Source organism: Leuconostoc sp. DB-1, assembly GCF_013414845.1.
Lineage (GTDB): Bacteria > Bacillota > Bacilli > Lactobacillales > Lactobacillaceae > Leuconostoc > Leuconostoc mesenteroides.
Map to the genome: position 1 here is coordinate 954,826 of NZ_JABFNJ010000001.1, position 12,598 is coordinate 967,423.

The 12,598-nt window shown below is 37.4% G+C and carries 14 protein-coding genes; 3 read left to right on the forward strand and 11 right to left on the reverse strand.

Annotated elements, in window-relative coordinates; genetic code table 11:
- Positions 1-5: 5 nt before the first annotated feature.
- The 9 genes from rpoD to HFP47_RS04585 all read right to left on the reverse strand — a co-directional run bounded on the left by rpoD (position 6) and on the right by HFP47_RS04585 (position 7,182).
- The gene (gene rpoD / locus HFP47_RS04550; protein WP_179876114.1) at positions 6-1,304 is read right to left on the reverse strand and encodes an RNA polymerase sigma factor RpoD; all 1,299 of its coding nucleotides are present in this window, start codon (positions 1,302-1,304) and stop codon (positions 6-8) included.
- Between the two features lie 48 nt (positions 1,305-1,352).
- Complete coding sequence (locus tag HFP47_RS10910) at positions 1,353-1,559, reverse strand: hypothetical protein (RefSeq protein WP_373562321.1); 207 nt, start codon at positions 1,557-1,559, stop codon at positions 1,353-1,355.
- Positions 1,529-3,214 (reverse strand): DNA primase, encoded by a 1,686-nt coding sequence (gene dnaG, locus HFP47_RS04555; protein ID WP_373562322.1) that lies wholly within the window; start codon positions 3,212-3,214, stop codon positions 1,529-1,531. The genes HFP47_RS10910 and dnaG overlap by 31 nt, the downstream gene beginning before the upstream one ends.
- 220 nt (positions 3,215-3,434) lie before the next feature.
- Positions 3,435-3,728, reverse strand: a complete 294-nt coding sequence (locus tag HFP47_RS04560) for a hypothetical protein (RefSeq protein ID WP_010279016.1) — start codon at positions 3,726-3,728, stop codon at positions 3,435-3,437.
- Positions 3,729-3,749: 21 nt separating this feature from the next.
- Positions 3,750-4,592, reverse strand: coding sequence for a PTS system mannose/fructose/sorbose family transporter subunit IID (locus HFP47_RS04565; RefSeq protein WP_011679989.1), 843 nt, complete (start codon positions 4,590-4,592; stop codon positions 3,750-3,752).
- 1 nt (position 4,593) lies between these two features.
- The gene (locus HFP47_RS04570) at positions 4,594-5,457 is read right to left on the reverse strand and encodes a PTS sugar transporter subunit IIC (protein WP_011679990.1); all 864 of its coding nucleotides are present in this window, start codon (positions 5,455-5,457) and stop codon (positions 4,594-4,596) included.
- 25 nt (positions 5,458-5,482) lie between these two features.
- A complete protein-coding gene (locus HFP47_RS04575) occupies positions 5,483-5,977 on the reverse strand; it encodes a PTS sugar transporter subunit IIB (protein ID WP_102753553.1) in 495 nt (164 codons plus the stop codon).
- 15 nt (positions 5,978-5,992) lie between these two features.
- Positions 5,993-6,424 (reverse strand): PTS sugar transporter subunit IIA, encoded by a 432-nt coding sequence (locus tag HFP47_RS04580; RefSeq protein ID WP_011679992.1) that lies wholly within the window; start codon positions 6,422-6,424, stop codon positions 5,993-5,995.
- A 182-nt stretch (positions 6,425-6,606) separates the two neighbouring features.
- On the reverse strand, positions 6,607-7,182 hold the full coding sequence (locus HFP47_RS04585; RefSeq protein WP_179876115.1) for a TetR/AcrR family transcriptional regulator: 576 nt from the start codon (positions 7,180-7,182) through the stop codon (positions 6,607-6,609).
- A gap of 142 nt (positions 7,183-7,324) precedes the next feature.
- On the opposite strand from HFP47_RS04585, the gene HFP47_RS04590 reads away from it, so the two are divergent.
- Both HFP47_RS04590 and HFP47_RS04595 read left to right on the forward strand, forming a co-directional pair.
- Positions 7,325-8,461 carry an alpha/beta fold hydrolase gene (locus HFP47_RS04590; RefSeq protein ID WP_025268181.1) on the forward strand — a complete coding sequence of 379 codons (1,137 nt, stop codon included), beginning with the start codon at positions 7,325-7,327 and terminating at the stop codon, positions 8,459-8,461.
- Positions 8,462-8,563: 102 nt separating this feature from the next.
- Complete coding sequence (locus HFP47_RS04595) at positions 8,564-8,707, forward strand: hypothetical protein (protein ID WP_179876116.1); 144 nt, start codon at positions 8,564-8,566, stop codon at positions 8,705-8,707.
- 40 nt (positions 8,708-8,747) lie between these two features.
- Here the strand turns inward: HFP47_RS04595 and dprA are convergent, their stop codons facing one another.
- Together dprA and HFP47_RS04605 are read right to left on the reverse strand one after the other, a co-directional pair.
- A complete protein-coding gene (gene dprA / locus HFP47_RS04600; protein WP_115231186.1) occupies positions 8,748-9,614 on the reverse strand; it encodes a DNA-processing protein DprA in 867 nt (288 codons plus the stop codon).
- Between the two features lie 54 nt (positions 9,615-9,668).
- Positions 9,669-11,546: an ABC-F family ATP-binding cassette domain-containing protein gene (locus tag HFP47_RS04605; protein WP_115231187.1), complete on the reverse strand. Its 1,878-nt coding sequence runs from the start codon at positions 11,544-11,546 to the stop codon at positions 9,669-9,671.
- Positions 11,547-11,639: 93 nt separating this feature from the next.
- Between HFP47_RS04605 and HFP47_RS04610 the strand changes: the two genes are divergently transcribed.
- Complete coding sequence (locus HFP47_RS04610) at positions 11,640-12,578, forward strand: dihydroorotate oxidase (protein ID WP_115231188.1); 939 nt, start codon at positions 11,640-11,642, stop codon at positions 12,576-12,578.
- Positions 12,579-12,598: the final 20 nt, after the last annotated feature.

Genomic DNA, 12,598 nt, shown 5'->3' on the forward strand with positions numbered 1-12,598 from the left:
ATCAATTAATTCGTACTCTCATCCATGAAATCCTTCAATTGTTTTGAACGACTTGGATGACGTAACTTTCGTAACGCTTTCGCTTCAATTTGACGAATACGTTCACGTGTTACACCAAATACACGGCCAACTTCTTCCAATGTACGTGTACGTCCGTCTTCTAATCCGAAGCGCAAACGCAAGACATTTTCTTCTCGATCAGTCAATGTATCCAAAACAGATTCCAATTGTTCCCTGAGCATTTCATATGCTGCAGAATCAGCTGGAGAAACTGCCTCATTATCTTCGATGAAATCACCCAAATGAGAATCATCTTCTTCACCAATAGGTGTTTCAAGAGATACTGGTTCTTGAGCAATTTTTAAGATTTCACGTACTTTGTCGGCCGTCAAATCCATTTCAGCACCGATTTCTTCCGGAAGAGGTTCACGTCCCAAATCTTGTAACAATTGACGCTGTATACGAATCAGCTTATTAATCGTTTCAACCATGTGGACTGGAATACGAATCGTACGCGCTTGATCGGCGATAGCACGTGTAATAGCCTGACGAATCCACCATGTAGCATACGTTGAGAACTTAAATCCTTTGGTATAATCGAACTTATCTACGGCTTTCATTAAGCCCATATTTCCTTCTTGGATTAAATCCAAGAATTGCATACCACGACCAACGTAACGCTTGGCAATCGAGACAACCAACCGCAAGTTGGCTTCTGCTAACTCTTGCTTGGCTTCGACGTCCCCATTTTCAATACGCTTAGCGATATCAATTTCTTCATTTCCCTTCAACAAATTGACACGGCCAATTTCTTTGAGGTACATACGCACTGGATCGTTAATTTTAATACCAGCTGGGGTTTCCTCGGCTTCTGCTAACTCTTGATCAGTGGGTTTGTTCTGCTTGGCCTTTAACACTTCTGGCGCTGGATCGCCATTGTCATCAACAATTGCTATACCGGCATCTTCAACTTTTTCCATCAGACGTTCGATGTTTTCTTCATCTAAGTTAAAGGGCTCAGCTAAACGCTTTGAAAGTACTGCATATGTTATTTGTTTTGCTGCTTTATACTCAGCAATTAACGCTTTGGTTGCCTTGTCGTACTCAGGATTTTTTAGTGGACCAGACTTTTTGGCTGATTTTGGCTTTGAAGCTTTTCCAGCTGCTGCCGCTTGTTCAGGAGTCTTTCCTTGTGCCAAAGCTAATAGTTCAGCCTTCTTTGCGCGACTATTATAAGCAATTTTTTGCTCATCAAGATAATCTTTAATATCTGAAATTTTACTTGAACTTGAAATAATTGTCATTTTTACTCCTATATTTACAATGAGGCTATTTAATTAACATCGATTCGACTAATGTTGTCGTTTTTTTATGTTAATTAATTCAGTTGAAAGTTGAACTAGTTTGGCATCATCATGCTGTTGCTTAGCAATTTCAATTAGTTGTTTTAATTCCTGAACACGATTTGACACAGGTGCTTCTTCCATAATTATACGCAAATAATCTTGAACCGCATCATTTTCGACCTTTATATCGCCAAAACTATGATCAATGGCCATAATTTTTGATTCAAATTTGGCTTTTGTATAAAATCCATAAATTGAGCAATATCAAATGTCCCCAAATGATCTCGTTGATAAATTTCAGTCAGCATCATTAGCAATTGATACTCAGGATGAACAAAAGCAAATCCCGCTGTCGATTTAACACGTTCCAGCGTATACGGATCTTTAATCATTGCCATGATTAAGGCACGCTCTGCCAACTCAACCTTTGAAATTTTTTGATATCGATTAGGCTCAACTGGAAAACCAAATTCATATTCAGGGACCTTTGGGCTAAAGTCACTCGCAACATGAGATGATTGCGAAACTGATTGATGACTATTTTGCACTTTTACTGACTGCTTAGTTTGTTGTAGTTGTGCTTGTAATGCTTGCTTTGATGTACCAAACTCATTTGCAATCCGAGTCAGCTGAATATCTTGTTCAACTGGCGTAGCTGTATATAAGATTTGCATGACTTCATGCAAGAACGTTAGATACTGCGCTTGATTACTTAGATTCTTACCATTTCTGGCTGCATTGACCAAAAACTCAATTGGTGTTAAGATGCTTTGATTTAGTGACTTTTTTAAAACTTGTAATCCGCGCTGTATTCGAACTTCATCCGGATCAAGCAAGTCAGGCAGATGGACAACACCGACCTCTATATCTTTAGCATTACTTTTAAAGAGCTCAATTGAACGCCTTGCAGCATTTTGCCCCGCTTCATCACTATCATAAACAAGAAGTATTCTTTTCGCAATGCGTGAAAGCTGTCGGACATGATCAGGTGTTAGCGCGGTTCCCATGGTTGCAACGCCAACTTTTTCATCGGCCATGTGTGCTGAAATAACATCCATAAAGCCTTCAAAAATCATCGCCGTACCCGTTTGTCTAATGACGTTTTTCGCTCGATCTAGATTATATAGAATACGTCCTTTAGTAAAAAATGGGCTTTCTGGACTGTTCATATATTTGATTGAATTTTCAGCGTCTAGCGATCGGCCAGAAAAGCCAACAACTTGACCCCGTTCAGTTTTTATTGGCCAAACGATACGCCCTGAAAAACGATCACGCATGTCACCACTCACAGTATTCGTGATAAATAGCTCGGAAGCCATTAATATTTCATGAGATAAATTTTTCTCCTTCGCATAACTCAATAGAAGGTTATCGTCCGGAACAAAACCAATCCCAAATTCCTTAATAATCTCATCACTTAATTGCCTTTTATCATGAAGATAGGCTAGTGCCTGTTCACCAGAAACGGTGTTAAGCAATGTGTGTTGGTACAATCGTTGCGCATCAGTGTGTAGCTGATATATTGCTTGTGTTGTGCCATCAATTTGATTACCATTATTCGCAGAAATACTTGAGTCAATTGGAATATCAACGCTTTCCGCTAATGATAAGATTGCCTCAGGATAGCTGTATCCTTCCTTTTCCATAATAAAGGAGAAAACGGAACCAGAGCGACCACATGAAAAGCAATTAAATACTTGCTTGTTTTCTTCAACAAATAAGGAAGGATGCCTGTCATCATGAAAAGGGCATGAGCCCGTCCATTGTCGGCCTTTTTTTACCAATTGTGTATATTGGCCGATAACATCAACGATATTTACTTTTGATCGTACATTATCAATAAAAGCTTGCGGAATACGATTTGCCAATGGAACCACCTTTCAAACAATAAAAGTCGCAAACTATTTGGTTTGCGACTGAAATCATTCAACTGTTTTAATTATAATAGTTTAAACAAATCTTGTCAACCCCTAGTTTCGAAGTGGGAATACCTCTATACCAGTGTTTAAAGCTATTTTCATTTTAAGGGATATAGGTATTATGTTAACTAAAAAGGTTTCTCTGTCTAAACAGAGAAACCTTTAAAATTTATTTAGGTTTGACTAGTTCATCATATCGTTCAACAATCACACTAACATTTTGTTGTCCTCTATAAATGGCATAACCAATGATAAAAACAATTAAAATATTGATTGTGCCTAAAACTAATCCTGTACCAAATAACCAAACATTTCGATGGACAAAGAAATAAGTAAGAAGAATGCTTAGACCAACAATCATTGAGAAAAAGGATTGCCAATGTTGAAGATTTTTAATCATTTTCTGCTGATAAGAGATTTCACTTTGATATCCCTTGTCCAAATTTTGTATGCTCTTTGCCATAATAAATACCTTCTTTATGCCTTAATAACTTAGTCCAGGATTGAAGAATCCAACTAACACGCCGATCAAAGCAACAACAACCAAAATGAGCATAACCCGAATAGGTGAAATGTTTTTCTTAGCCATTAACCACCAACAGAATACAATAAACAAAGCGGTCAATAATCCTGGATACACCGAGTCTAATTTGTCTTGCAAAACTAAGTACGCTTTTCCAGATGAGTTTGTTAATTTAAAGGACGTTTTTACGGTCACCCAAGTGGCAGCGACGCCACCGACAACCATACCGCCGACGGTTGCAATCGCTTTACGAATCGCTTTTCCTTGAGCGCCAACTAAAATTCCTACCGCCTTATCTCCTAATTCATAACCTTTGAAGTAGGCAAAACGCATACCGAAGTATCCAAGTAAGTTCCAAACGATAATATAAAATATTGCACCAAGCGGTGATCCACCGTCGGACATCCCCAAAGCAATTCCAAGAATAACTGGGATCAATGTGCCGACAACTAGTGAGTCCCCAATTCCTGCAATTGGCCCCATTAAACCGGCTCGTAAACCATTGATTGTTGTATCATCAACATTGCCATGATTGGCTCTTGCCTCTTCCAAACTAGCCGTAACACCGACTATAACAGTACCTAACTGTGGCTCTGTATTGAAAAAAGCCGTGTAGGTTTTCATTGCCTTTTCTTGATCTTCCTTGTTGTCATACAATTCTTCCACAATAGGCAACATTGAAGTCAAATAACCAAATGTCTGCATGTGTTCTTGAGAGAACGCTGTAAGATGGCCATAAAACCAGTAATGAAACGACTTGTTTAAAGTCTTACGAGAAATTTTCTTTTTTTCTAAGTTATCCATCTTAAATATCCTCGTCTTCCTCATCATCGTCGGTCACATCAGTATTTGATCCCGGAGACGCAACTTGTCGATTGGTGCTAATTGCCATGTCTAACTTGTATGAAATCATGGCGAAAATTAATGAAACCACTGTCACTGAGACCAAGTTCAAACCTAGAGAAGCAGCAAATGTAAAGCCTACGAAAAACGGAATGAAATCAAGTGGGCTATCTACTATTTGCTTCAACAAAATTGCGATACCTACACAGGGGAGTAAGGCACCAACTGTGAACAAGGTTTTCATTGGAATACCATCCATTGGTAATGCTGTCTTCAATGCAGTAACAGCACTAGACCCAAAATGTGTCATGAATAGTGTTGGAATAAATGAGAAGAAGAAGTGTGAGATCCATGGTAGTCCCCAATCCACAACATACAATTTCTTAAATTGCCCTTTTTCAACTGCTCGCCATCCAATGTGTTGCCAAACCAAGTTCATAGTTGCTGTTCCGTAGAACAACACCGTTCCAACAGTTCCGACTAATGTACCCATTGATTTAGCTAAATCAGCAGCATTTCCTGATGTTGCTACTAATCCTTGAGCATGAATAGCAACCATTGCTAATGGTATACCGATGTAAGAGACCGCTCGAAGATCCGCCGAAACAGTGCCTCCAGGGGTAACCAACGCGATATAGACTAACTGCATCGCTACACCAGCAGCAATACCTGTTTTAAGATCTCCCAAAACCAATCCACAGACTAAGCCACCCACTAACGGACGCCCCAGTGTATAATTTCCAATTGTGGATCCTGCCATACCTGGCATGGAAGACAAACTTGCAAAAATACCTAAAATACTTGCTTGCACCCAACTAATTGTCATATTTCTAACCTCTTTTTATGTTAGACTACAGATTAAATTTTCCTCTAAAGGCATCCCAATAGCCAATTGATACATCTGGCAACAATTGAAACTTAACTTGGTACCCTTTCGCTTGAATATCATCAAATGCTCTAGCTTCCTCAGACGTAATAGACTGATTATTTCCTAATTTCACTGCGTCAGGCCGATCATTGGCTGGACCAACAATCACCGTTTTTACATCATCAGGCTTGAACCCAAAATCAACCAAAATTTTTTTCATATCCTGTGGCGTTTTCGTAATTAGAAAATATTGTCGATCGGAATCCAAAACTTGTTGTGCTTTTTCTTGGAAGTGGTCTAGTGTCCAAACAAACGTTTTCTTTTCTGAGGCACTTTTGAATGCATCCTTTAGAATAGGATTTGTGGCTGCTGCATCATTAACTGCTATCAAGCCATCACAAGGATATTCTTTGGCCCAGCGGGTCACGGTCTGTCCGTGAATAATTCTATCATCAATACGTACAAATGAAATACTCATAATTACTTCGTCCTTTCAAATCTCATCATCGTCCTCTGGATCATCATTCATCTCAAATTGTTTCAAAGCAGAGGCTCCTTCACGTAATACACTGCTAATTAGTTCGTCTTTACTGGAACTGTCTTTCAAGATAGCAGCATTGAGTGCCATTGGGAAATTCATCCCACCAAGAACAATTGTACTTTCTAACCTATTTTCTTGATTCAATACGTTTACAACGGTAGTCAGTGGACTACCGCCGATGATGTCCCCTAGAATAAGCAATTCTGAATTTTGTTCAAGTGTTGATAATAAAGATTTGAAACGATTTTCAAAATGATCTGTATCTTCACCTGATTGGAGCCCTATTGCTTTCACAGTTTTAATACCATCACCAACAAACATTCCCAGAGCGTCCTTGAGCCCCTCTGAGAACTGGCCGTGGCTAACCAAAATAAGATAGTTCATTCTTTTCTCCTATCTTTCATAAACGGAATGTTGTTTCATTTGTTACTATGAAACCCTTTGTCAGGTATTATGTAAGCGCTTGCATAACCTAAATCTTATTCTACTCTTACTATCGATAAAATACAATAATAAATAACAATATTATATGAAGTCTCTCATAACTAAAAAACCATAGCTCTTTGCTATGGTTCGTCATGTATTTCCTTTAAAGATGTAGACATCTCAAGTATTTTCTTTCTGATGTTTTCCACAAATAACAGCGTTTCATCATCAATGCCATTTTCAAAGGTCCAGTTAAGCGTGTCAAAGACAATACTAGCGCCAAATTTTGCAATCAATTCGTTATACTTCAAAGATGATTTTTCACTGAGATACTTCAGCCAATGCTGATATAATGTATCCTCAAATTTTTGTTTTAAATTAAATTCCGGTTCATTGATTGTAAATAAAGCTCGAATAATCTGTTTGTTGTTGACTAATTCATTGTAGAAATGTGTAATCGTTTCTTCAAATTGCCCAGAAATCAACCCCTCAATCCTTTTATCCACAATTTTTTCAAATACTGAAAACTGTGTTTCGACAAGCTGATTTAAGAGGTCATATTTATCTAAATAGTGCAGATAAAATGTTGATCGGCTTGTCATAGCTTGCTTACAAATTTCTTCCACAGTTATTGATTTGAAATTTCGTTCATTCAACAAGGTAACAAAGGCCATCTCAATGTTTTTCTTCGTCTTTATTTTTCTAATATCCGCCATACAAAATAATCCTTTTCTGTCCATAACTAGACAGGTCAAATCATATCGTCCATTTATGGACATTATTAACATCAACTGATAATTGTTTGACCTTATTTTATTAATTATAATGAGTTTAACAAATAAAGAAAGAGGTACTAATATGTTTTATGAATATATCAAAAATAATCCACAATGGAATTTGCAAATAAATCGTCAACTTGAAGGAATCAAAGAAAGTTCAAAAGTGAAAGATGATTTAAAAATAATCATACCTAAACTAACAAATGACGCTTCTTGGTACAAAACTTGGTTCTCATTCGGTGAATTACGCGAAAAAGAAGAAGATCATGCTCTCGCTTGCGCTTATTTTGGCCTTGCCCAGTTTTACTTAAACCAAGATGACGAAAATAAGCAGACAGTTGTTCACCGATACTTAAATAATTTTTACCGTGCACATACTGAAATTGATTATGAAAGTTATCAAGTACCCTATCAAAAAACATTTTTGCCTGCCATAAAGGTCAATATAAATCCCACAGCCACTAAAACTTTGATTATCATCAACGGTTTTGATAGTTTTATGGAAGAAATATTAGTTGCGGTCAATTTCTTTAAGGGAACCGATTATAATGTGATTTTATTTGACGGTCCCGGTCAAGGACGAGCCTTAATTGATAATAACATCAAGTTCACACCATATTTTGAAAATCCTGTCAGTGCAATCATTGATTATTTTAATTTAGACGAAGTTGATGCGATGGGTGTTTCATGGGGCGGTTATTTCGTTATTCGTGCTGCTGCCTACGAAAAGCGAATCAAGAACGTTGTTTGTTATGATTTCTTTTATGACGGATTAAATACTTTTTTGAAAGATTTTTCAAAAGACACACGAAATCATATTCGTCAATTACTACAAAATAACGACGTTGAAAAAACAAATCAATTAATCCCTACTTTGATTCATTCTGATGCCAACTTAAACTTTCTCTTTACAAAAGGCTATGAAAATACTGGTACTGACACCCCTTACTCACTGCTAAAAGAAATTGAAAGGCATACAGTGAAAGGAATTGGACATTTAGTGAATCAAAATGTATTGTTACTCGCCGGAAAGGATGATCAATATGTACCTTTTAATGACTTGGTACTAGAACAACAAGAATTAACGAACGCAAAATCACTTGAAACTAAAATTTTCACTAAAGAAACTGGTGGTGAACAGCATTGTCAAGCTGGAAGATATGATTTAGCTTTAGTTGCCATTCAAAAATTTTTAGCTGCACACAGTGAGGATTAAAATACACTGGTTTGATCGATACTTTTGATTGTTTTAACCAATTCATGTTTTTTGGAATCTGAACCTATGGTATAATGAGAACTTCAAAAGGAGTTTAAAAACATGGGACGATATCAAATTGACTTTAAACAGAAACAAGCTAATACTAAGTACAAGTCTAGTCAACAAACACAAGCTACTAAAGCCGAAAAAGTCGCTGCTATTAAGTCAGCCTTACTTTCACAAGCAAAGAAACAAGATAAGTAATTGTCTTGTTTTTTGTTTGTTCGGCAAAAACCTAATTTGATCAGCTAAAGGTTCGCACACTTTCAATGACTTCCTCTGAACGACTAATTAATTTTGCACCTAATTGTAATAGCTCATTAGTTCCCTGAGAATTTTCAGAGAAAATAGACCCAGGTACAGACAGCACTTCTCTGTTATTTTGTAGCGCATAGTTAGCAGTTATTAAACTACCAGACTTTATTTTAGATTCAATAACCAATGTAGCCGATGATAGACCAGCTATGATACGGTTCCTTGCTGGAAAATGAGACTTATGCGGCCCAACATCGCGTGCATATTCACTTAAGACAATGCCATGTTGTGCAACTTGTCGTTGTAATACTTTATTCTTTGCAGGATAAGCAATATTCAAGCCTGTACCTATAACTGCTATAGGCACGCCCTGATTGGCGAAGGTAACTTGGTGAGCCATTACATCGATACCTTTAGCCAGCCCTGAAACAATGGCTGTTCCCCTATTTATTACATTTGGCAATAGTGATCGTAAGCATTCTAATCCATAGGGCGTAGCAGTTCTTGTGCCCACTACCGCTAAATTAGGTAATTCCAGTGCGTTTAAGTTACCTTCATAAAACAGAATTAATGGCGGGTCAAATATTTCTTTGAGCTGTATCGGATAGCAGTCATCAAAATAAGTAAAATAATTTTCCTGACTTGTTTCTGCCTTCTGACAAGCTGCTACATATGTAGCTTTTATTTTAGCAATATGTTGCGGTAATGGTCTGACTACTGCCAGTAAAGTTTCAATATTCCAAGGATAATTCTCTGGTATCAGATGGTTAGCAATTACTTCAATGACCCTTTTTTCTCCAGCATGACCAATGCCTGAAGTTAAATGTAAACCTAATAAAAACTGTTTTAAAATCATATTATTTTCCTCTTGAAATAATACGAAGACCAAAAATAAAAAGCTTATGATTTATCACAAGCCTTCCACAATTTCACTCAAATATTCCCAACGATTCATTTTTTCTTCCAAGTCCTCATTTAGCGAATCTACCTCTTTTTGTAAGTCGCCTAGCAAGACATAATTTGTACCATTTTGAGCCATCTCTTCAGGAATTTCGGAGATTCTTTGTTCAATTGAAGCTATATCATCTTCAATTGTTTGCCACTCTTTTTTCTCATTGTATGTCAACTTCTTTTTTTGCGGCTTCTTATCAGCAACTACTTTTTCTTCTTTTTGTGCTGGCGCTGATTTTGCTAAGTCCATCGCCAGATAGTCACTGAACAGGCCATCAAAGCGTTTGATAACACCATCCCCTTCAAACATATATAGTTGATTAGCAACTTTATCCAAAAAATAGCGATCATGGGAAACAGTAATCACGGCCCCAGCAAAACCAGACAGGAAATCTTCTAGAACAGTTAATGTTCCAATATCAAGATCATTAGTTGGCTCATCAAGCAAAAGCACATTAGGTTGTTGTAATAGCAGTTTCAATAAGTACAGCCGCCTTTTTTCACCGCCAGACAACTGTCGAATTAATGTTCCATGCATAAATGGTGGAAATAGAAATTGCTCTAATAAGTCCGAGACACTAATTTGATTGCCATCTTTGTCCTTTACAGTAGTTGCAACATCTGACAAATAAGCAATCACACGCTTATCATCTGGAATCTCTTCAGTAACCTGTGTATAATAAGCCATCTTTACAGTTTCACCTAATTCAATGATTCCGCTAGTTAATGGCACTCTCCCAGCTATTGCGTTCAAAAAAGTAGACTTTCCCGCGCCATTAGCACCTGTGATACCAATACGATCACCAGAGGAAACTCGTAAATTGAAATTTTCAAAGATTTTTTTATTGTCGAATTGAATGGTCGCATCTTCAATAACAATTACTTTTTTACCTAAACGTTGCTGTCCAAGATTAACAGCCACATCTTCATCGAGCTGCAAGGTACCCATATTAGCTTCTAACTCAGCAAAAGCATTCTCCCTACCTTTTTGTTTGGTTGTTCGCGCACGAGCGGATTTACGCATCCATGCTAGCTCTTGTTTGTATAGTTGCTGTTGCTTGTGTTCAGCGACCTTTCCCTGCTCAATACGCTGAGACTTTCCACTCATATAATCTTGGTAATTACCTTGGTATTCATACAAATCGCCAAATGATAATTCGAATATTCTTGTTGTGACAGCATCCAAAAAATAACGATCATGAGTAACAACTAAAACTGCCCCCTTATAGGCAGCTAAATACTTTTCTAACCAAGAAATAGAATCAAAATCTAAATGGTTGGTAGGTTCATCCAATATCAATAAATCTGGCTCTTGAATTAAAACTTGGGCTAATCCAACTCTTTTTCGTTGTCCCCCTGAAAGTTCGCTCACTTTTTTATGCAACTCTGGCATATGTAGCTGTGTTAGAATTGTTTTTACCTGAGATTCCGTTGTCCAAGCATCATCTCGGTCCATAGCATCTTGTGCTTTTTCAAAATTTCGGGCAACTTTTTCATCTGTTGGTTGCTCCCCATATTTTCGCAAAGCATATTCATACTGTCGTATCGTCTGGAATACCGGTTGATCACCAGACAAGATTGCATCCATCAATAAGGAGTGGCCATCCAAATAAGGGTCTTGCGCCAGATATCCGATTGTATAGTCATTTTGCTTCGTGATTGTTCCAGCATCAGCTGGCTTTTTTCCAGAAATGGCATTCAGAAGAGAAGTTTTTCCACTGCCGTTTACACCAATTAAACCAATTCGATCACCTTCTGTAATCAAAAATGAAATATCATTGAAAAGAACCTTTTCGCCATATGTACTTTTTAAATTGTCTACTCTAAATTGTTTCATAATACTATTATAACCATTATTGGGGGTTTATATCTCAATAAGTTTTAGATATAATAAGATAACCATTTTAAGGTAACAGAAAGGATTATTTTCATGAATTTAACTGCTAACATCGCTGGTTTCAACTTCGACCATATTTTACTCAACGCTGCAGGTGTTGTGTGCCAGACTAGCGACGAATTAGATAGTGTTCTAGCATCTGACTATACGGGCGCAGTTGTTACGAAATCAGCAACTCCAAGCCTTCGCCCGGGTAACGTCTCACCTCGATATCATGAATTGACCAATGGCTTAGGCACGATTAATTCAATGGGCTTACCAAATGAAGGCTTTGACTATTACATGGATTATGTTACCCAAAAACAAACAGACAAGCCGATCTTTTTCTCAGTTGCTGGTTTATCAAAGCAAGAGAACTTAGATATGTTGCACAAGATAGAAGAATCAGAATTCAATGGTCTTGTTGAATTAAATCTATCTTGTCCTAATGTGCCCGGCAAGCCTCAAACAGCTTATGATTTTGAAACAACTGAAGAAATTTTAACTGAAGTATTTTCATTTTTCACCAAGCCTCTTGGCGTTAAATTACCACCCTACTTTGATATTGTGCATTTTGACAATATTGCAAACATTTTAAATAAATTTCCATTAGCCTTTGTCAATGCTATCAACTCAATTGGTAATGGCCTTGTGATTGATGAAGAAACTGACACAGTTGTGATTAAACCGAAAGGTGGTTTTGGTGGTGTCGGTGGTCCCATTGTCAAAGCAACAGCGCTAGCTAATGTTAGAGCACTACGTCAGCGGTTAAACCCAAGTATTAAAATGGTTGGAACTGGTGGTGTTACTTCTGGACGTGATGTTTATGAACACGTTTTGTGTGGCGCTGACTTAGTTGAAGTTGGTTCACAATTAGCAATCGAAGGAACATCTGTTTTTGAACGTTTGGAAAAAGAGTTAACAGCTATTTTAACAGAAAAAGGCTATAATTCTCTTGATGAAGTCCGTGGTCAATTGAAAATAATTGAGTAAATAAAAAAAGTTGGCTTACG

Bases quoted from the DNA above. Each gene is read 5' to 3' on its own strand.
- rpoD (WP_179876114.1), bottom strand. From the start codon at position 1,304: ATGACAATTATTTCAAGTTCAAGTAAAATTTCAGATATTAAAGATTAT.
- HFP47_RS10910 (WP_373562321.1), bottom strand. From the start codon at position 1,559: ATGGCCATTGATCATAGTTTTGGCGATATAAAGGTCGAAAATGATGCG.
- HFP47_RS04560 (WP_010279016.1), bottom strand. From the start codon at position 3,728: ATGGCAAAGAGCATACAAAATTTGGACAAGGGATATCAAAGTGAAATC.
- HFP47_RS04565 (WP_011679989.1), bottom strand. From the start codon at position 4,592: ATGGATAACTTAGAAAAAAAGAAAATTTCTCGTAAGACTTTAAACAAG.
- HFP47_RS04570 (WP_011679990.1), bottom strand. From the start codon at position 5,457: ATGACAATTAGTTGGGTGCAAGCAAGTATTTTAGGTATTTTTGCAAGT.
- HFP47_RS04575 (WP_102753553.1), bottom strand. From the start codon at position 5,977: ATGAGTATTTCATTTGTACGTATTGATGATAGAATTATTCACGGACAG.
- HFP47_RS04580 (WP_011679992.1), bottom strand. From the start codon at position 6,424: ATGAACTATCTTATTTTGGTTAGCCACGGCCAGTTCTCAGAGGGGCTC.
- HFP47_RS04585 (WP_179876115.1), bottom strand. From the start codon at position 7,182: ATGGCGGATATTAGAAAAATAAAGACGAAGAAAAACATTGAGATGGCC.
- HFP47_RS04590 (WP_025268181.1), top strand. From the start codon at position 7,325: ATGTTTTATGAATATATCAAAAATAATCCACAATGGAATTTGCAAATA.
- HFP47_RS04595 (WP_179876116.1), top strand. From the start codon at position 8,564: ATGGGACGATATCAAATTGACTTTAAACAGAAACAAGCTAATACTAAG.
- dprA (WP_115231186.1), bottom strand. From the start codon at position 9,614: ATGATTTTAAAACAGTTTTTATTAGGTTTACATTTAACTTCAGGCATT.
- HFP47_RS04605 (WP_115231187.1), bottom strand. From the start codon at position 11,546: ATGAAACAATTTAGAGTAGACAATTTAAAAAGTACATATGGCGAAAAG.
- HFP47_RS04610 (WP_115231188.1), top strand. From the start codon at position 11,640: ATGAATTTAACTGCTAACATCGCTGGTTTCAACTTCGACCATATTTTA.